At 49.5% G+C, this 19,438-nt stretch carries 15 protein-coding genes; 9 read left to right on the top strand and 6 right to left on the bottom strand.

Translation table 11 applies throughout. The features are described 5' to 3' along the window. Nucleotides 1-25: 25 nt before the first annotated feature. Nucleotides 26-3,415: a tubulin-like doman-containing protein gene (locus AN963_RS17985; protein WP_055745898.1), complete on the bottom strand. Its 3,390-nt coding sequence runs from the start codon at nt 3,413-3,415 to the stop codon at nt 26-28. Nucleotides 3,416-3,428: 13 nt separating this feature from the next. Further along, nucleotides 3,429-5,219: a vWA domain-containing protein gene (locus AN963_RS17990; protein ID WP_055745899.1), complete on the bottom strand. Its 1,791-nt coding sequence runs from the start codon at nt 5,217-5,219 to the stop codon at nt 3,429-3,431. Between the two features lie 188 nt (nt 5,220-5,407). Here AN963_RS17990 and AN963_RS31540 point away from each other — a divergent pair, with 188 nt between their 5' ends. Genes AN963_RS31540 through AN963_RS18000 form a run of 3 tightly spaced genes read left to right on the top strand, consistent with a single transcriptional unit; the run spans nt 5,408 to nt 8,197 of the window. Next, nucleotides 5,408-5,557, top strand: a complete 150-nt coding sequence (locus AN963_RS31540; RefSeq protein ID WP_169791928.1) for a hypothetical protein — start codon at nt 5,408-5,410, stop codon at nt 5,555-5,557. Beyond that, nucleotides 5,554-6,489 (top strand): hypothetical protein, encoded by a 936-nt coding sequence (locus tag AN963_RS17995; RefSeq protein WP_055745900.1) that lies wholly within the window; start codon nt 5,554-5,556, stop codon nt 6,487-6,489. The genes AN963_RS31540 and AN963_RS17995 overlap by 4 nt, the downstream gene beginning before the upstream one ends. A 16-nt stretch (nt 6,490-6,505) precedes the next feature. Further along, a complete protein-coding gene (locus AN963_RS18000) occupies nt 6,506-8,197 on the top strand; it encodes an SH3 domain-containing protein (protein ID WP_055745901.1) in 1,692 nt (563 codons plus the stop codon). Between the two features lie 45 nt (nt 8,198-8,242). On the opposite strand, the gene AN963_RS18005 is transcribed toward AN963_RS18000, so the two are convergent. Next, nucleotides 8,243-9,190 (bottom strand): lipase/acyltransferase domain-containing protein, encoded by a 948-nt coding sequence (locus AN963_RS18005; protein ID WP_055745902.1) that lies wholly within the window; start codon nt 9,188-9,190, stop codon nt 8,243-8,245. 218 nt (nt 9,191-9,408) lie between these two features. Between AN963_RS18005 and AN963_RS18010 the strand changes: the two genes are divergently transcribed. Beyond that, the gene (locus AN963_RS18010) at nt 9,409-11,058 is read left to right on the top strand and encodes a family 10 glycosylhydrolase (RefSeq protein WP_055745903.1); all 1,650 of its coding nucleotides are present in this window, start codon (nt 9,409-9,411) and stop codon (nt 11,056-11,058) included. Nucleotides 11,059-11,128: 70 nt separating this feature from the next. Here AN963_RS18010 and AN963_RS18015 read toward each other — a convergent pair whose 3' ends face one another. Then, nucleotides 11,129-12,226 (bottom strand): nitric oxide synthase oxygenase, encoded by a 1,098-nt coding sequence (locus AN963_RS18015; RefSeq protein ID WP_055745904.1) that lies wholly within the window; start codon nt 12,224-12,226, stop codon nt 11,129-11,131. 237 nt (nt 12,227-12,463) lie between these two features. Between AN963_RS18015 and AN963_RS18020 the strand changes: the two genes are divergently transcribed. The 5 genes from AN963_RS18020 (at nt 12,464) to AN963_RS18040 (ending at nt 17,679) form a co-directional block, all read left to right on the top strand. Next, nucleotides 12,464-13,150, top strand: coding sequence for a response regulator transcription factor (locus AN963_RS18020; protein ID WP_055745905.1), 687 nt, complete (start codon nt 12,464-12,466; stop codon nt 13,148-13,150). Beyond that, nucleotides 13,143-14,432, top strand: a complete 1,290-nt coding sequence (locus AN963_RS18025; RefSeq protein ID WP_055745906.1) for a sensor histidine kinase — start codon at nt 13,143-13,145, stop codon at nt 14,430-14,432. The genes AN963_RS18020 and AN963_RS18025 overlap by 8 nt, the downstream gene beginning before the upstream one ends. Before the next feature lie 139 nt (nt 14,433-14,571). Next, nucleotides 14,572-15,273 carry a polyphosphate polymerase domain-containing protein gene (locus AN963_RS18030; protein ID WP_055745907.1) on the top strand — a complete coding sequence of 234 codons (702 nt, stop codon included), beginning with the start codon at nt 14,572-14,574 and terminating at the stop codon, nt 15,271-15,273. Between the two features lie 21 nt (nt 15,274-15,294). Beyond that, nucleotides 15,295-15,984, top strand: coding sequence for a DUF4956 domain-containing protein (locus tag AN963_RS18035; protein ID WP_055745908.1), 690 nt, complete (start codon nt 15,295-15,297; stop codon nt 15,982-15,984). A gap of 87 nt (nt 15,985-16,071) precedes the next feature. Then, on the top strand, nt 16,072-17,679 hold the full coding sequence (locus AN963_RS18040) for a CotH kinase family protein (protein ID WP_083496971.1): 1,608 nt from the start codon (nt 16,072-16,074) through the stop codon (nt 17,677-17,679). Nucleotides 17,680-17,867: 188 nt separating this feature from the next. Here AN963_RS18040 and AN963_RS18045 read toward each other — a convergent pair whose 3' ends face one another. Together AN963_RS18045 and AN963_RS18050 are read right to left on the bottom strand one after the other, a co-directional pair. Beyond that, complete coding sequence (locus AN963_RS18045; protein ID WP_055745909.1) at nt 17,868-18,659, bottom strand: ABC transporter permease; 792 nt, start codon at nt 18,657-18,659, stop codon at nt 17,868-17,870. A 4-nt stretch (nt 18,660-18,663) separates the two neighbouring features. Further along, complete coding sequence (locus AN963_RS18050) at nt 18,664-19,437, bottom strand: ABC transporter ATP-binding protein (RefSeq protein ID WP_055745910.1); 774 nt, start codon at nt 19,435-19,437, stop codon at nt 18,664-18,666. Nucleotide 19,438: the final 1 nt, after the last annotated feature.

Consider the following 19,438-nt stretch of genomic DNA (forward strand, 5'->3'; position numbering starts at 1 on the left):
GCCAATCGGTGATTCTCTCATTTTTCTATTGCAGCGTCTTGCGCATATCGTTTACTTTTGCCCACACTTTTTTGTAAAAACGGTACAACTCTTCACCATTTACGAATTCGTCGCGATCGTATTCCAGATCATTTTTGGTTCCCTGGAAAGCGGCAGCGATCTCGTCGAGGCTGCTGACCAATGTCGCCGTATCTTCTGCCGATGTCATCGCATCACTGCGTCTCGCCGCCTTGCGATTCAGCAAGGCCATCTTTTTGGCTTCGAGGGCGCGGAATTGCTCGTAGAGAGCGTACTCCACATGCTTGTTTACCTTCATCAGATTGACGAACGGGTCCCATGCCTCTTCTTCTTCATCCTTGTCGTAGACGTAGAGCGCGCCTTTTTTGCAGATCGTTCCGGTATACAGAGCCTCGATAAAGCGAGTCACCAGCTCTTCTTCCCCTTGGATCGCTCCCACCATTTGCTCCAGCTCGGCGATCTTTTGCTCGATCTCTTCGTATTTGCGCACTTCCTCCTGCATCAGGTGGATCAGCTCTGGGAAACGAATCAAGTTTTCCTTGGCCATGTCTTCATTGATGCTGCCAAAAATATCGCGAGCGAACTCACGCTCCAAACCATCCTTCATAAAGCCTTTCAGCTCAGATAAGACGCGCTTGATTTCTCCCGGGCTGAGCTTGGAGCTGTCTTTTGGCAGCTGCTGAGCGTCCATATAAGATGCCAGGTTAAATGGTTTGGTGACGATGCACTCGTAACGGCTGCTGGTTTTGCTGTCGCTGCCTTTTTCCCGAATGCTGCCAAAGCTCAGCGCGCGATCGAACAGACGACGGACGCCCGCATTGTACGCCTTGATCCGGTCGTTTTGGTACGTATCTCCCCACGATTTTTCCGGGATCGGCGAAGGCAAGTACGCCCAGTTGTTCTTTTCTGTCTGCACGAGATGGCGACCGATACCCTCACGTTCCAAGATGGTGCGCTCGTAGCTTTCCTCGTACACCTTCAACGGCGTGTAGACGAACAGTGGAATCCCGTTTTTGGTGTTCAGCCAGAAAATGCGGTTTTTGACTTCGCTTTCTTTGACCGTAAAGCGGGAACCACTGATTGCCGTATCCTGATAGTTTTTGATCCCTTTTAAAATCGCTGGTGCTTTCAATGGCACCGAGACGAAGCCCCAGGACGGGAAGTGCATGTTGCCGAGATTGTTGCTCAAATGGAATACCGGGATCGCCTCTTCATCCAGCTTGCTCGCAATTTTGCGCTCCACGATGCGGTCCAGCGTCTCGTCCTGACCGTATTTGATCACCAGGAAATCCTCCATGGACTTGGTGATCAGCTCGCCGAATTTCTCCGACAAGAAGTCTGAGATGGACCTGACGATATCCAGTTCCTGTTCCTTGACCCATTGATCCGAACGTTCCAGCAGTTCGCTGGTGAAGTCCCGAATCAGATCGTCGGCATCCTTTTGCTCCAGAATGTTGCCGATGACCTTGGCGATATCCGGTACGTTGACGATGTTCCAGTAGTACGTCTTATTGCCGGTGCGATCACTTTCCTCGCTGCCGTTGATGAGGATGTCGCCGTTCTTTTCAAAGATCTGATTGAGCGTATTCAGCACTTCTGTAAACACGCTATAGATTCGGTTGTTTTCCGCATTCAGCAGACGGTGCAGCTCTTCGTAGAACTCGATCATCTGCTCCAGCTTCTCCTGATCAGCCAAGAGCTGGTACTCGTTGATCTTTGCATCGATGTAGATATTTTTCTTTTTCTCCTTGGAAATGAAGGCGCTGCGAGCATCTCCCAGCTTTTCGTGGGCAGTCTCACGCGCACCCTCGATTTCACGCGGGAAGCTCTCCAGATTCGCTTTGAGACTTTCTACATAAGACAGGATCATCTTCATCAGGCAGAAGCCTTTGTCTGATTGAATTAGACGGGATGCGTAGAAAGGGCCTTGCTGCGGATGCAAGAATACCCGCTTGATCATATCGCCGAATACCGCGATCAATTCACCCGGCAGCTGCTTCTTGGACTTGATGTACTGCTCTCTCGCCTTGGCCAGATAGCCTTGCTCCAGCTCGTGGTCGACGCTCACCACCTGCTGGCTGATGACGTTGCTGTAGTTCAGTCGTTCGCTATTTTCATATCCCGGCAACGGCTCAGGAACTCGCTCCTCAAACTTGCGGGAAATCGAGTCGATATCGATGCCGAGCTTGCGAGCAAATTTCTCTGCATCCTCCTGCGTAGGGGATACCGTGAACATTTTCTCCATCTTTTTAAACAGGCGGTATGCCAGATAGGTCGTCATTTCTTCGATCGGCAGCACCGCAGACGAAGCACCGATGACGTTGTACTGGTAGTTGGCCGCGTACGCTTTCGGCATCTGGTTGATGTTCGTGCGAATGTTGCTGATATAGTCATGGATCGCAAACTCTTCACCCGAACGCTTTTCTTCGCTCGCCATGAAGTTCGTGATATTCTCCGCCGTCACGTTCATGCAGTAGTCGTAGGCGTTTTCCAGCGCTTTGCCTTCCAGATTGGTGGCGGAAATCAAATGGCACAGGTTGAACGGCGGCATTGGCGATTGCACGTTCAACACACTGCCGTATTGCTGACGGAAACGCTCATTGCGCTCGTCCGCATTCATCCAATAGTCCAGTTCCTTCAGTGCTGCATAGCCGTTTTTCATGATGTAGTCACGTGTATGGGAGCTGAGGCTCTTGTTGGACAGATTCACGTCTGGTGTGAACAAATAGCCCAGCGTGTTGACCTTGTCCACCCCAGCGCTGCCAAAGTCGCGCTCCAAAATCCCGCGCACGATGTAGGCGATATCGAGGAAACAGCCGCTGCCCGTACCACCAGAAAGGCCGCTCAGCAAGAAAACTGTCAATTTTTTGTTGGTGCCTTCGCACAGCATTTTGATCTTTTTCTCGATGGTTTGCACGACCTGCGTGATTTTCGTAAACAGGAGCAAGCGACCTGCCTGTCTCACACCCGACGCTCCGCTGATTCCATCCGTGATGGTCAATTCAGGCGAAAGCCACTCTGTGATGTACGGCTCGAGAATGCTGCGGTTTTGCAGCACGCCCCCAATCTCAGGATTGGAGAGCAGAACAAACTCCGTTACCGGATCTAATCCAATACCTTTGTACTTCTTGTTGCGGTCATGCTCATTGGTCTCGAATGCGATGAACTCGATATTGTCCGGCTTTTCCTTGCGCTTCTTGGACAGGTGATCCACCGGCAGCTTGAAACGTCGGTTTACTTGATATTTCAAACGCAAAAGTGCATCGATACCCGTACCGCCCAAACCGATGACGAGCATCGGGTTGTCAATCGTGTCTACCCGAATCTTGTCGCTGACGATTCCTCCGCCAAGCGATACGTCCAACTGCTGAATATGTTCTCTCACTACTGCTTTCATATTTGATCCACTCCTAGACGATGTAGTCTACAAAAACGGACTTATTGACACTCGTTAACGAAATCTTGATGCGATCGTTTTTCTTTAATTCCTTGCCCTGGCTCATATCGAGTACACGGCCAGCCTTTTCGATCCGACAGGTCGAACGGTTCTCGATAATCAGCGTATCGTTTTTCCCTGGCAGGAAGATGACTTTGTCGGTCTCCTGAAACTCCGGTGCCAGTTGCAGCAGCTGATGCAGCTTTACCTTTCCTTTAAAGGCATTGAGCTTTTTGTACTGTGGATTGGATTTGTCACCCGTATCTTCATCCACGATCTCGATGGCCAGCTGTCCCGCAAAGCCTTTGTTCGCTTTGCGCCAGATGGACAGCGCATAAAGGGCTCCCGCAGCCACGATCAGGAGAATCACTGCTCCACCCGCAACCATCAGCCACGGAAATGGTTTCTCGTCGGAGTTTGCTCCTGTATTCGGCTGTTGTCCTGTAGTTGTGCCAGCCCCAGCCGCCGAAGAGGCATCGACGACCAGTGGCTGTGTCTCCCGATAAAAGCTGGTATCCTCTGCTTTGATTTTCAATTCATACTGGTGGTCGGCAGGAATCTTGAAGCTTCCCTCAAAACCGCTGCCCGTATTGGTCAAAGGCGTTTCGCTCGTTTTCTTATCCGTCTTGTCGCTGATGATCAATGTCCCTTTCATCTGCTTGTACAGATCCGGACTGCTTACTTTCTGACCGTTGCTCACCAATGCTGCCTTTATCGGAACAACATCCCCCGCGTTTAAGGTCTGAGCTTTGACCGGCTCCATCTCCAGCTGCAGGTCATAGTTGTAAATCATGTTGATGTCGATCTTTTCCTTCGGCACTCCTTTTACCTGCAGCGACCAGTTGCCCTGCTGTGGCTGGACCATCTTGAGCATCGTGTACGCGTTGGAACGGGAGAGACGAACGGGATCGGACGGGATCGGCACTTCCTTCCCGGCTGGATCGAATAGTTTCACTTCTACGGTTTTTTGCGACATGATCGAGATGTTCGCTTCCAGGACGTTCGCATTCGGGATCGTAATCGGTACTTCCTGAATCTGTCCGTTGGAAGTGAAGCTTTTGATCGGTACGACCTTCAGCTTGAGATGATTGGCAAAGATTTCACTCAAAATCGCAGGCAGCTTGTCCGCCGTGCTCGTTTCGAAAAACTTCCCTTTTGTATCCGCTGCAATTTGCTGGAGCGGCGCCCGGTTCAACTGCCCGTCCGCATTCAGGCCAATGGTATAGATCGGATAGCCTTTGCTCTTGGCTGCTTTCACCGCCTCCTGCAGTCGCTTATCCGACTGGGCCTGCGAGCCTCCCGCCGCTTCATTCAAGTAGTTGTTTCCGTCTGCCAACAGCACGATGATCGGCGCATTGGCTGGATCATGGCCCGCATCGAGAATTTTTACCGCTTCGGTGACCCCTACGGAAATATCCGTGTAGGCCCCTTTTTGCAGACTGTCGATGAAGGACTTGATATCGTTCTTGTCTTGCTCCGAATTCACTTCGATCAACGCTTTCTCGCGCTCAATCTTATCGGTGTAGGATATTACCCCGATCTTGTTCTTCTGGATCGATGTCATGTCCACGAACATTTTCATCGCTTCGTTGCTTACCTTGTTTTTATCACTTTGGGTCATGGAATTACTGACGTCCACGACCAGCACGGCATCCATGTTGCTTCCGCTGGTTTGCGCAAAACCAGGTTGTGTACCCGTCATTACAGAGACCAGCAGCAGTGCTGTACAAAGGACGTATCGACACAACACGCTGAAACGTATCATTCTTTAGAACCTCCGCTGTGCACAGTATTTGTGAACTATTGCAAAGAAAGTAAGACTATGACACTATTACCACTATATTCAGGGGTAGCAGTAGCCAAAAAGACATGTATGATTGCCTCTATCACGTAATACGATACAACTTCTATCTTTGTTACAGATTTCGACACTATCAATTACGGGAGAAAAATATGGTAACCTACTTCCTTCTCGCTGCAGCTTTTGTCCTACTCACTGTTCGTTTCGTCAAGCTGCTCCGGTTGAAGCAGCGAAGTCTCTCTGAGGTGGACATGGATCAACATCTCCATGCCTTGCTGAACGAAAAGAGGGAGCGGCCATGAGAAAAAAAATCGGGGTATTATTCAGGAAAACGCGCAAAACAGCATACACCTTTGAACGTCTGCAGGCATGCAAACACTGCCATACGTATCACGTTTTGTGGGACACGCACTGTGAGGAATGTAGTCGGGAATATCAACCGGTCCGTAAGCTATCTGCCTTGGTGACGCGACGCTACGTTCAGACTCGTTTTTTGCTGCTCGCCCTTTTTGTCTGTCTAGCTGTCCTCTGTGCGAAAACACTCTCGCAGCTGCTGATTGCCGCTGGCGTCGGCCTCCTGCTGTTCGTCCTGTTTTTTTGGATGCAAAAAAAATACGGCTCCTATGAAAGAGATGCTCAGTTTCTACCTTTTCTTACCCAAGAACAAGAGGCAATCAAAACAGCCCTCGTGCATCATCTCGAGGACGTCGGTGCCGATGTAAAAGCCGAGCGCTTCAAGGATGCCTATGAGAAGACGCGGGAAATCGGGCATTTCATTCATTCGGATACTATCAAAATACGCAAAATCATGTTCCTCAATCACTTTATCCTGCGCAAGGATATGGAGCTGGAGCTAGAAACGCTCATACCTTCTACTTATGACAAAGATTTCGTCGAGTATTTGCGCGAAGTGATCAAGGTTCAGCCATCCCTCGTCAAAAAATCGGCGCTGGATTACGTAAGACGCTACAAATCGTATATCCTCCTGCAGGAAAACGGCGAACAGCTGATGGGACAAATCGCAGGTGCTGCTCTTCGCATGAAGCCGTACGTCGAGCAGTACCAGGACCTGATCATCGAGTTTATCGACTACATCCCACGGGAAAGATTGCTGCGCCTCGCAAAAATGGCCCACACTCATCGCCACGAGGGCTGGGAGCTTCTATACGCAGCGACGAAAAGACGAGTAGATACTCACTACGCCTTCGATCCTGATTTTGCAGGCATTTTGTAAAGGAGCGAAGAGCCACATGGTGATCACTTCCTATCAAAAATCGCTCTGGGTCCGTAATCTTTTCCTAGTAGTCATGGCGGTCGCACTGGTAGCAGTCGCATGGAAGATCAGCTGGAGTATCAAGAAAATCGAGCTGTATGACCAGGCTTTTGCGTATTACGAAGACGATAATCTGATCTCTGCTGAGCAAACCTTTTCACAGGCAAGCGAATATTCCGCAATCAGTTATGGGGACGTGGAGTGGACAGCCTTCATGTCAGGGTTAACCTCGATCCGTCTACAGCTAGAATCACTTTCCAGGCAAGCTCATGCTGCCATTGGAGACAGGCAAGAAGAGCAAGTGCTGGAAGCCTATCAACACTATCAGTCCTTCAAGCAGGAAACGTTGAAACAGCAAGATAAACAAACCACCTCCTTTTTTCAAGCGATATCTGCACATCTTGCCATAGAAAAGGCTTGGAGTGACTACTATCTACAAGCTCTGCAGCAAGCGAAGTCGCAGATGCAGTCCCCAAAAGATATGGGAAATGAGTCCTTTATCCATACGCTCGTCCTGATACCGGATGAGTTTTTTGGAGGAAAGGTAGAAAAGCAAGAAGAGCTGAACAATCTCTTTCAACGCTATGAAACGGCAAAGCTCCGTAAGCTGGCGGTCTCCCTTTCCTTTGACGATGTCATCACGCGTACGGCGAATAGCATCAAGCTGTACAGACAAGAAGGAATCTCGGCCGGTTGGCTGCAAAAACAGCTCGAACAGTACGCCAAAAGCGAAATCAATCAAACCATTAAGCAAAAGGATCTACCTGGCTTTGTCGCCATGGCAAAAGCTTATCGGCAGATTAAGGATGTACTCGCTGAGGACTCTGACGTTCTCGCTGTGATCGAACGCCATCTGGAGAGCCGAATCAAACAGGCGGAGCAGTATGCCAAGGCGCATCAATTCACAAGAGCCACGGAACTGTACCAAGAGCTCGGCGGATTGCTGGATACTTCCTCGTTGATCGCTGGAGTGGAGGAGCGCTGGACCGAGTATGATCCTACGCGTCTGTTACTGGTGAAATACCCGGACAAAACGTTCCTTTCTGTTCTAACTGGAAATGGCCACTGGGGAGCCAAGCAATATGCACTCGGCGTGGACGAAAAGGAGCATCGCCTCTACTTAGCAGCGAAAATGCCCGATGGCGCCAACACCGTGTATATCGAGCAAGTCTTGGATATCGACACGGACTTCAGCGTCATATTATCAAAACTGCAGGACGGAAAAGATAATCCCGTCATTCTCGTGCAGACCACCGGGAAAGAGCGGGCATACAAGTATCTGGGGCTGATCCCCCATCTATCCCAGTCTTCACTCGAATCGCGATTCATCGTCGAAGCAGACGATTTGTCCGTGGAGGATACAGCTCGAGTCATCGTAAAAAATGCTGTGGGCAAGGGAGAGAATGAGATCGCTTCGTTCCTGATGGACGACAAGGGATTGGAATATGAAGAGAAGCTGATTGATCCGGAAAATGGAGAACCAGGTGATGCTGCCACTGAAGTACCTCCATCGATAGATGTACATGCAGGTCCCGGCGAAAACTATGAAATCATCGGACAGGTATCACCAGACAGCTCCATCCAGGTCGTAACGGATCTGAACGGCTGGTACCAAATCCAGTTTGACGGAAAAGAAGGCTGGATTCAGGCTCCGCAGACCTCACCATAAACCAAAAAGCTTCAGTAGCAAGGAAGGGTAATGACCTCTTCGTTCCTACTGAAGCTTGTATTTTAAGATGGATTCGCTTTTCGTTAAAATATCGAGATGATTGGCTTCCACCACGTACTTCTCTCCGTTCAGAGCAAATACGCTCTCCATCATCACGTTTCCATCCCCCATCTTACTGTGAATTGCCCCTACCACTCGCCCGTCGACCCATTTCACAGGGGAAATGGACGGTACAGTTTTCAAGTAATGAACAGTGCTTTGACCAATACCCGCGATCAGAGTGACTGGAATCCCCCGAGCAAAAATCACATCCATCTGGCTGTTTAATTCATCTACAACCCGGTTTTTAATGAGCAGATAATCGTATGGAACAAACATCTCCACCCCATCCCTGCTTTCCAGCAAAAAATCACCATACACCCTTGCCGGTACAAGATCGAGCAGGCTGGGAAAATTCCTGTGAATGGCCTCGATTTTGTTGCGGGGAAGACCCCGTTCCAAATACGCCAAATACACCGTCATGTACAGCTCCACTACGTTCTTTGTATGGACAACTGTGGACGGCAGCTTGCCACCCGACCAATAGCAGTAGCTTACCGGCGACCCCGCATTTGGAGTAGCCAGAATAATCATCTGCGCTACATCACTTTGGTACGTATCGCTTTGCACATACGCCCTCGCTACGAGCCCTCCCATGCTATGGCAAATCAGATTCACCACGTTAGAACCAGTGACTTGCTTTGCCCAAGCGATCGTCTGCACGAGATATTCAGCCGAATACGCAATGGGTTGTCTCCAATCAAAAAAGGCGACAAACAGTTCTTTCCCCATCCGATAGCCCATACCCTCCAGCAAGAGAATCATTGGCTCATACGCTGTTTTCGCCAGACCAAAATTCCAATCCCCTGTTCCGGGCACGATTTGGTCGCTCATCGAGCCAAACAAGCCTGGAACAAAAACAATGGGTGTCTTTTGCAAGTGAAGGTACGCCATTTTCCATTCCTCTCTTTGCATGCATGAAAAGCTCTATGTCTTTGCCTATTCGAGATTGGCTTGGATGGTTCCGCTTCTATCGTTCACTCTCCTGAAATCTATGAAATTGATACATTTGTCCTGCCTCTCTATCGAAACAAAGCGCTATAATAAACGTCTAACGCTTAAGAAGAGTTACCCTTTTTACGGAAATCTATACTTGTCGGAGGATTCGCAAAATGAAGTTGCGCAAGTGGTTTACGCTTTTGCTCATGTTCGTACTGTGCATGCCTGCCATGGCGTGGTCCGTGCAGGCACAGTCTACTCCTGAGATCCGCATCTTTTTGGACGGGCAGCAAGTCAAAAGTGACGTCGCGCCTTACATCATGCCAAAAGTAAACGTCACCATGGTTCCCCTGCGGGTGATCAGCGAAAGTCTGGGCGCTGAAGTTTACTGGGATCAAACCAAACAGACTGCGACGATTTTGAAAGAGGATACCGTGTTGTCCATGACGGTCAATCAAACGTATGCCTTGGTCAATGATAGCAGTGTGACATTGGATGCTTCCGCGCAAAACAAGCAAGGAAGGGTCATGGTTCCGCTTCGTTTCGTTTCCGAGCAGCTCGGTCTGCAGGTGAATTGGGACCAAGCTACACGTACCATTACGTTGCGAACCGGGGGAATCGCCATCGATACACCTCCTGAGGATGTGATCGAAGCACCGAATCCAATACCAGATCCCATTCCGACTCCGATCCCGATTCCATTCCCGACCACACCTGTCGTTACAAACGACTCCTTGCGCGGTGTCTGGATTTCGACTGTTTATAATCTCGACTGGCCATCTACCGGCTCTTATGGTAATCAAGCCAAACAACAGCAGGAGTATGTACAGCTTTTGAATGAAATGCAAGCCATGGGGATGAACACCGTATTTGTGCAGGTACGCCCTTCGGCAGATGCCCTGTATCCATCCTCGATGGTTCCGTGGTCCAAGGTCATGACCGGAACACAAGGGAAAAATCCGGGGTACGATCCACTCGCTTTCATGATTATGGAGACACATAGACGTGGCATGCAGTTCCACGCATGGTTTAATCCGTTTCGTGCGAACACGGATGCCAAGACCGATCAACTGGCGGCAAACCATGTGGTGAAGCTCCATCCGGATTGGATCGTCAATTCCAGCAACAAGCTCTACATCAATCCGGGAGTTCCGCAAGCACGCCAACAGATTATCAAAGAGATCATGGAAGTCGTACAACGATATGATATCGACGGTGTCCATCTGGATGACTACTTCTATCCTTCCAATGGCACCTTTAGTGACGACGCTGCTTACAAAGCGTACAACAGCAAAAAAATCGCGAACAAAGCGGACTGGCGCCGAGACAACATCAACCAGTTCGTGCAGCAGCTGAATACGTCGATCAAAAGCGTGAAGCCAGACGTACAATTCGGGATCAGTCCGTTCGGCGTATGGCGCAACAAAGCGGTCGATCCAACTGGCTCCGATACCAAAGCTGGCGTAACGGCGTACGACAACATGTATGCAGACGTACGTACCTGGGTCAAACAAGGCTGGATGGACTATGTGACTCCGCAAATCTACTGGAGCCTTTCCTTTGCACCTGCCCAGTACGACAAGCTCGTCACATGGTGGTCAGATGAAGTCCGTGGCACCAACGTCAAGCTCTACATTGGCCACTCCCCTTACAAGCTCGGGACGGCCGAAGCTGGTTGGCAAAATGCCCAGGAAATCATCAACCAGCTCGATTACAATACCCTGCATCCCGAAGTACAGGGCAGCGTGTTCTTCAGCGCCAAAGACTTGCGGAAAAACCCGCTCGGTCTCATTCAGGCCCTCAGCAGCTACTACAATCGTTAAACGGAGTAAATGAAATAAGCCCCCGTAATACCGGAAGCAGTCATGCTTTCCCGGGTTGCGGGGGCTCTCCTTATTTGTGGAGGTAATTTGGCCTCTCCTGATAATGAAAGTTCGGCGATTCCATCCGGTTATCATAAGAGCTGTGGAAAATATGCGTCGCAGCTGGAGAAATCGGTGGGATCAGCCACGTCCAATCACCTGTGACTGCCCGATCCTTTTTCTTTTCCCTTTCCTCAAAGCGCTGGAATTGCTGGCTAGCGGTATGGTGATCAACGATGGAAACACCCTTTTCCTTGAATGAATGCAGCACGGCCACATTCAATTCTACCAGCGCTTTGTCTTTCCAGAGCGTCGCTTCCCGACTCGTGTCTAGTCCCATGAGCTGTGCCACTCTCGGAAGCATGTTATAGCGTTGTTGATCAGCGAAATTCCTCGCGCCAATTTCCGTTCCCATGTACCATCCATTGAAAGGAGCCGACAAATAATCGATGCCCCCGATTTCCATACGCATGTCAGAGACGATCGGGACCCCGTACCACTTCAGATGCAGATCGGCAAAATCAGCATTATCCGGATGAACGATCGGGACTTCGATCACCAGCTCGCGGGGAATCTCAAAAAATTGAGGTATACGTTCCCCGACCTGCACGACCAGCGGAAGAATATCAAAGTGAGTCCCTTCCCCCTTCCAGCCCAGGCTCTCGCACAGCTTGGTCAGTTCAAACGAAGCTGGATCACCCAAGACACCGTATTCCGTTTCATAGCCTGCGTAGCGGATTAACTGGTGATTCCAGATGCGAAGCTTCGGATTTCCTTCTTCATTTGGTGCAAAAACCGTAATCGTAGGACGTATCTTTCCCCCGTTGGAGGCGTACTCGATGTGGCGAAACAATGCCTTGGCCATCTGTTCCTCTGTCTCTACCTCTCGCGCGTCAAAAACATGCAACGTTTCCCAAAAAAATCGACCAATACAACGATTGCTGTTGCGCCATGCCATCTTCGCCCCATGCCGCAGCTCCTCCGATGTATGCTCGTAGGTGCCGTGCTCAGCAATCGACTTGCGTACTTCCATCAATCGTGACTCGATCTCTTGCGGTGTTTTCTCCAGCTCGCCGTAGCACGTGTGGATGAACCGCTCAGCGGCTTCCAACCTATCATGACGTTCCATAGTGCCCTCTTTTCACGCTCTTGTTGTCCCTATTATAATTTTTTGCTGACTTTATTACCAACCTCCTGGCTCATACGTCACATATCTGTAAGAAAACCTTTACGATAACCTATACAAGGAGGAGCGACACTGTTTTAGTGGATTGTTTCCTAGCTCTGGTTCGCATTGCCTTTGATTACGATTTTGGACATAGTAGTGACATAAAGCCTTGTTATCTTTAGCGTTGAGGTGTATTCGATGAAGCTGTTAATTATAGAAGATGACCGCCATCTTTCCGATACGATCCGGGAAACGACGCAGTCTATGTTTGAAACGACCCAGGCCTTTGATGGTGAGGAAGGCTTGTTTTTAGCTGCACAAAATATCTTCGATGTCATTATCTTGGATATCATGCTGCCTCACCTAAACGGGTACGAGGTACTCGAGCAGCTCCGCAAGCAACACGTGACTACTCCTGTCATCATGCTTACCGCAAAGGACGGAATCGATGACAAGATTCATGGCTTCAAAAAAGGAGCCGACGATTATTTGGTCAAGCCTTTTCATCGGGAAGAGCTCCTCTTGCGTCTGGAGGCCCTCATCCGCCGCAGCGTCGGAGATTTTACCGAGCAGACGATTCGCTTTAAGGACCTGCAAATGAATACAAAGAATTATCAGGTCAGCATTGGCGATGACGTTCTCAAATTGAGCGGCAAACAGTATGACCTGCTGGAGTATCTACTCAACAATCGCAATACCATTCTGACCAAAGAACAGATTTTTGACCGGATCTGGGGCTTTGATTCCGATACGTCCACATCGGTGGTCGAGGTGTATGCGAGCAATCTCCGAAAAAATTTAAAAAAGTACGGCTACGATAAATACATCAAGACATTCCGTGGTCTCGGATACATGCTGACCGAAGCAGGTGACGGTGATGAGTGAAAACAATATCATCAGCAGACAGCAAATGACCTTTGTGATATACAACTTTATTGCCTTTACCCTGATCTTCTCCATCTTTGGATTGATCATTTTCAGTCAAATGAAGCTGACTCTCTACTCCAAAACAGACGTCGATCTGTTCACTTTTAAAAGAAACATCGAGCAACAAGGGCTGCCACCTCTGCAACAAAAGCGTGCCTTTGGTCCACCAGAAAACAGACAGCCGGGCCCTGGCCCTATGCCATTCATGCCAAACCCACGGATCACGATCCTGACCTGGAACCAAAGCGGCGAAATCATCAACTCGGAAGGTAACACCGGGTATTACGACGATCTCTTTACTGATCTCGCGCTGACCAAGTCCGATCTACCCTCCACCATCATGATTGACGGTCAGTACCATTTCCGAACGCTGACGCTGCCCGATCCAAATCCGCAAGACGAGATCGCGACGATCCAGCTATTGGTCAACGTAGATGGCGAGCAGAACGTCATTCACAATTTTCAGACCCTGCTCATCCTCTGCTCCATCCTGTTCATTCTGTTGTCACTGGCAGCGAGCTTTATTCTGTCACGCAAAACGATGAAACCGATCATTCGCTCATGGAACAAGCAGGTCGAGTTTGTGGAAAATGCTTCGCACGAGCTGCGGACGCCTCTGACCATCATCCAGAACAAGGTAGAGCTATTGCTCACGACACCTTATGAGAAAATCATGGACAAGTTCGAGCATATCGCCCTGATCCTATCTGAGACCCGCCGCTTGTCCAAGCTGACGACCGACCTGCTGACTTTGGCGCGAGCAGACTCCAGCGAGACGCAGCTGATCAAGCAGCCTATAGAAGTGGATCCCTTTGTACAGCAAGTGTGCGAACCGTACATCGAATTGGCAGACTCGCAGTCCAAGCATTTGTGGGTCGAGACACAGTCAGATGCAACCATGCAAGCAGATAAAAGCAGAATTCATCAGCTAATGGTAATTCTCTTAGACAACGCGATCAAGTATACGGGGAAAAACGATAGCATCCTCGTCAAAACCGTTTCTGACGACCACTCGGTGACATTGGAAATCAGCGACACAGGAATCGGGATCAGTGAGGAAGGTTTACAGCAGATTTTCGACCGCTTTTATCGGGAGGACAAAGCACGCTCGCGGGAAAAAGGAGGGGCTGGACTAGGACTCTCCATCGCTCAGTGGATCGTGACCAGTCATCACGGGACGATCAAGGCTCTTCATAACCAGCCCAAAGGCACCATCATCCGAATCAAACTGCCGATCTAGTTACACGGCCTGTTATCGTCTCTCGTCTGACGAAAAGCAGGTCGTTTTTTTTGCTTCCGATTTTTAAGTTTTCTTTAAGTTTGTGTATTTATACTGTGAATCAAGCAAGACAGCCTGCCAAAAAGGAGAGTGAACATCCATGCAAAAAACAGCCCCACCAGCCTTTAAGGGCCGCGTAGAGCTCAAGCACGAGATTACCAAGATGGATTGCTTCCTTCTTCGACATAATCTACAGCACATCATGAAGCCGGATCCCCATGCGAATGAGAACGGCAAATATTTAATTCGTAGCGTTTACTTTGACAATCTCGATGACAAGATTCTCACACAAAAAAAAGAGGGCTATTACCGACGAGATAAATACCGGGTACGCCTCTACGATTACAAGACAGACTTCCTTCATTTAGAGAAGAAATCAAAGGTCGACAACCTGTGTCAGAAAACGAAATGCAGAATGACGGCAGAGGAATATGAGCGCATGCGGCATGGGGATATCGAATGGATGCAGGACGATCCCCGCGACCTCATCCGGGAATTGTACATCCAAATGACGCTGTTTCAGCTAAAGCCTATCACCATCGTCGATTACGAACGCGAGGTCTTTATCTACGAATATGGAAATGTGCGCGTGACTTTTGACAGTGCGATCAAGACCAGCTTCCGCAATAATGACCTGCTCAATCCTGACGTGATCATGATCGATACGTTGGAGCCAAATATGGTCGTACTCGAAGTCAAATACGATGAGTACCTGCCGGATATCATCCGCAAAATGCTGCAGGTGACGGACCGCAGAAAAAGTGCTTTCTCCAAGTATCAAATCAGCAGAATGTTTGGATAAGACAACACAGGAGGAAAAAAGATGAACACCAATACGATCAACTTTAGCGATATTTTCAAGTCGAGCTTTCTCGAAAACACGACCAGCTTTTCCGTGGTCGACTCCCTGATCTCTCTCGCGGCTGCCTTTGCCGTCGGACTATTCATTTACGTCGTGTACAAGAAAACATTTGCCGGTGTGATGTACTCCCATACCTTTAGCATCTCTCTGATCGTCATGACGATGGCTACCGCCCTCATTATTATGGGTGTCTCGTCCAACGTTCTGTTATCACTCGGGATGGTTGGTGCCCTGTCGATCGTTCGTTTCCGTACGCCGATTAAGGACCCGATGGATATCGTCTACATCTTCTGGGCCATTGCTTCTGGTATTTTGTGCGGTGCAGGCTTCGTTCCACTGGTCATCATCGGTGCGATCCTGATCGGTTTGGTTCTGCTGTTCTTCATCAATCGTCTGACGGTCGAAAATCCGTTTTTGCTGATTGTGCGCTACAACGATCCAGCCATTGAAAATTCGCTGGAACACATTGTTTCTGCTCAGTCGATCAAGCACTCCGTAAAATCCAAATCTGTGACTCCCGGCAATGACATGGAAATGATCTACGAGATTCGCGTAAAGAAAAACGATACGGGGTTCGTCAATAAAATCACGAGCATGGAAGGCGTGCAGTCAGCCATGATGCTCAGCTACGACGGTAATTTTACAGCGTAGATAACGGGTTCCGAGACGCGAGCATGGATTTCCCCTATGCTCGCTTTTTTCTCGGGAATGAATCGCAACGAAAGGAGCCCAACGGTCATGAAAAATAAATACATCGTGGCATCCGTCGCGTTTTTGCTGGTCATTTTCATCGTCGTCATGGGTGTATTCCCCAAGCTGGGGGTCACCATCCGGGAGCAGGGACAATCGTATGTGACGGATGTGTTCGACCAAAGTAAAGTGACAACGGTTGATATCACGATCGATGAAGCGGATTTGACCAAGATGCTGGAAAATCCACTCGAAGAAAAGATGTACTCCGCCGATGTGGTCGTGAATGGGGAGAAGGTAGAAAATGTAGGTCTTCGGACAAAAGGAAACCTGACCTTGCGTTCCGTAGCGCAAATGGAGGATTCCGATCGCTACAGCTGGAAGATCGACTTCGATAAGTATGTGGACGAACAAAATTTGCATGGCCTAAAGAAACTCAGTCTCAACAACAATTATTCCGATCCATCACAAATGAGGGAGTATTTGTCCTATTCGTTGATGCAGAAGATGGGGATTCCGACTCCTGCGTTCTCCTACATGTACGTCACCATAAATGGCAAAGAATGGGGGCTGTATCTCGGTGTAGAAGCAATCGAAGAGACATTTTTGGAAAGGAATTATGAAAATGCCCGGGGAGATTTGTACAAGCCGGAAGGAACCGGGAGTGATTTAAAGTGGATCAGTGATGACATCGACGATTATACCGGGATGAATTTGAAAACGAACCAGGATACCAAAGACCAGTCCGAGCTGATCGAAATGCTCGACGCCATCAATCACGGCGGTGACATCGAAAAATACGTCGATGTCGATGAAATGCTCCGGTACTTTGCAGTGAATACCGCTGTGGTCAACCTAGACCATTATCAAGGAAATCTGAAGCACAACTACTATTTGTACGAGGAAAACGGCATCTTCTCTATTTTGCCTTGGGATTACAACATGTCCTTTGGTGGGTTCGGCGTAGGAGGCATGGGTGGTGGTGGAGGTGGCCCCGGCGGTGGCATGGGAGACATGGCAGCCAATTTCCTGAGCGAGGCAAATATCAACTTTAGTATCACCAGACCCGTCTCTGGCACCAGCCTGGAAGATCGCCCACTGTTGAATGCTCTACTCTCTGTGGATGAATACCGGGAGAAATTTAACGGCTACCTGAAAGAAATTGCCACCAACTACTTCACAGAAGATTACATGGGAACGATGATGGCTGACATTTCAACCTTGATTGCTCCCTACGTGGAAAAAGATCCAACCAAGTTCTATACGACGGAGCAGTTTAAAGAAAGTGTGTCAGGCGAAAAGAGTCTCGTACAATTCGCAGTAAAACGTGCCGCTTCCATTCAGGCTCAGTTGTCTGGAGAACTGGTTGTCGAAGCCAATACCTCCAGCAATATGGGTGGGCCAGGCGGTGGCGGCAACCCTGGGGAGCCCCCGCAAATGGGCGATGAGCAAAACCAAGGAAATATGCAGCCTCCTCAGATGGGCAATGGACAAAACCGTGGCGAGCGCCCTCCTATGGGTGGTGGCGGACCAAATGGCAGATCTACAGCCAGCCAAGGGTATTCTATGAATACTATCATGGAAATATCGAGCTTCATCGTTATCCTCTTGGTAGGTATCGTCTATGCCTTTTTCTATAAACGAAGAAGGTCGTAGACAGAGCAAAGTCCGAGGGCATAGACCTCGGGCTTTTTTCCAATGTATTCATCCAAATACCACCTCACTTAAGACCCGCAAGATATTAACATTTTTACTTGATAAGTGCTGGAGTGTCCATGCTCAAATGTTCGGATCGACATATAGAAAAAGTGGCCCCATCTCGGGACCACTCTATCGTCAGTCTGTTATTTCCACGGAATCAGTTTGCGCTCGAGCCACTGCAAGACTCGGTTGAACGTCAGCCCGAGCAGGGAGAGAATCAATACGCCTACCATGAGCTTGGTCGTAATCATCAGGTTCCCGTAGTGCAGAACCATCGCACCGATCCCTTCCTGCGCCGCCACCATCTCGGCAGACACCAGCAAAAGCAGAGAGGTCCCCGCCGACAGCTTCAAGCCGGCAAAAATCATCGGCAACGAGCCTGGCAGAATCACCTTGCGAATGACGTTCAGATGATTGGAGCCAAACGTCACGGCTGCCTTGATCAGCATCGGATCGACGTTCTTCACGCCGGAGAAAGTGTTGATCACGACCGGGAAGAAAACACCCAGGGCAATAATCGCTACCTTTGGCATTTCGCCAATCCCCATCCACAGGATGATCAGGGGTAGCAGGGCGATCTTCGGAATCGGATAAATGGAATAGACGATCGGCGTCATAATCGCGTCGGTCCAACGGGAAAACCCGAGGATCAATCCCACGAGAACACCCAGAGCTGCCCCGATCGCATACCCGACTCCGATCCGATACAGACTCGCCACCAGATCTTTGTACAACTCGCCGCTCGCGATCATATCCCAAGCCGCTGTCAGGATCGCGGTAGGTGCAGGCAAAAACAACGGTGGAACGATTTCCAGGCGACAGATAATCTCCCAGAGTACGAGCAGACAAGCTATCCCCAAGACCGCTGCGTAGCTAGGGATTTTCGTTTCCAAAAAGGCTACACGGTTCGTAATGATTTGTCGTTGTTCAGACATCTTGTTACCCCTCCCTCGATGCTTCTTGGGCATCGTGGCGAATGAGCTGCCAGATCTGGTCGACATACTGTTCAAATTGGGCACGGTACTGCTCTTGATCCCGCCCAATTTTCGGCATGTCAATCTGAATGATGCTCTTGATCTGACCCGGATGTCTCGACAAGACAATCACCCGATCCGCCAAATAAACGGCTTCCTGAATGTTGTGCGTCACATAGAGCGTGCTCAGCTTGGTGCGATTCCAGATCGTCAGCAGCTCTTCCTGCATGATGGTGCGGGTCTGCGCATCCAGCGCTGAAAAAGGCTCGTCCATCAGCAGCAGATCAGGCTCAATCGCCAGCGCACGGGCGATACCTGCACGCTGTCTCATCCCACCGGACAGCTGCTTTGGATAGGCGCTCTCAAAGCCACTTAATCCTACCATCTCGATGTAATGCTTCCCTTTTTCCTGCTGTTCCTGCTTGCTGGCACCGCTCTCCTCCAGCCCGAAGATCACATTCTCATACACACTTCGCCACGGGAATAGGGCGATTTCCTGAAAAACGATTCCCAGGCTCGGTTTCTTGCCGTTCGTACCTTCGAAGTAGACCGTTCCGTTTGTTGGCGACATCAGTCCACCCACGATGTTTAGCAAGGTGGACTTACCACAGCCACTGGGCCCTACCAATACAACAAACTCTTCCTTTTCAATCGAAAAGTTGATGTTCTGCAAAGCGGTTACTTCTCTTTTTTTCGAGTCTACAAACGTTTTGTCGACGTTTTCAACAACGATTCTCATG

It is taken from the genome of Brevibacillus choshinensis (genome assembly GCF_001420695.1).
Classification (GTDB): Bacteria; Bacillota; Bacilli; order Brevibacillales; family Brevibacillaceae; genus Brevibacillus; species Brevibacillus choshinensis.

Bases quoted from the DNA above. Each gene is read 5' to 3' on its own strand.
- AN963_RS17985 (WP_055745898.1), bottom strand. From the start codon at position 3,415: ATGAAAGCAGTAGTGAGAGAACATATTCAGCAGTTGGACGTATCGCTT.
- AN963_RS17990 (WP_055745899.1), bottom strand. From the start codon at position 5,219: ATGATACGTTTCAGCGTGTTGTGTCGATACGTCCTTTGTACAGCACTG.
- AN963_RS31540 (WP_169791928.1), top strand. From the start codon at position 5,408: ATGGTAACCTACTTCCTTCTCGCTGCAGCTTTTGTCCTACTCACTGTT.
- AN963_RS17995 (WP_055745900.1), top strand. From the start codon at position 5,554: ATGAGAAAAAAAATCGGGGTATTATTCAGGAAAACGCGCAAAACAGCA.
- AN963_RS18000 (WP_055745901.1), top strand. From the start codon at position 6,506: ATGGTGATCACTTCCTATCAAAAATCGCTCTGGGTCCGTAATCTTTTC.
- AN963_RS18005 (WP_055745902.1), bottom strand. From the start codon at position 9,190: ATGGCGTACCTTCACTTGCAAAAGACACCCATTGTTTTTGTTCCAGGC.
- AN963_RS18010 (WP_055745903.1), top strand. From the start codon at position 9,409: ATGAAGTTGCGCAAGTGGTTTACGCTTTTGCTCATGTTCGTACTGTGC.
- AN963_RS18015 (WP_055745904.1), bottom strand. From the start codon at position 12,226: ATGGAACGTCATGATAGGTTGGAAGCCGCTGAGCGGTTCATCCACACG.
- AN963_RS18020 (WP_055745905.1), top strand. From the start codon at position 12,464: ATGAAGCTGTTAATTATAGAAGATGACCGCCATCTTTCCGATACGATC.
- AN963_RS18025 (WP_055745906.1), top strand. From the start codon at position 13,143: ATGAGTGAAAACAATATCATCAGCAGACAGCAAATGACCTTTGTGATA.
- AN963_RS18030 (WP_055745907.1), top strand. From the start codon at position 14,572: ATGCAAAAAACAGCCCCACCAGCCTTTAAGGGCCGCGTAGAGCTCAAG.
- AN963_RS18035 (WP_055745908.1), top strand. From the start codon at position 15,295: ATGAACACCAATACGATCAACTTTAGCGATATTTTCAAGTCGAGCTTT.
- AN963_RS18040 (WP_083496971.1), top strand. From the start codon at position 16,072: ATGAAAAATAAATACATCGTGGCATCCGTCGCGTTTTTGCTGGTCATT.
- AN963_RS18045 (WP_055745909.1), bottom strand. From the start codon at position 18,659: ATGTCTGAACAACGACAAATCATTACGAACCGTGTAGCCTTTTTGGAA.
- AN963_RS18050 (WP_055745910.1), bottom strand. From the start codon at position 19,437: ATGAGAATCGTTGTTGAAAACGTCGACAAAACGTTTGTAGACTCGAAA.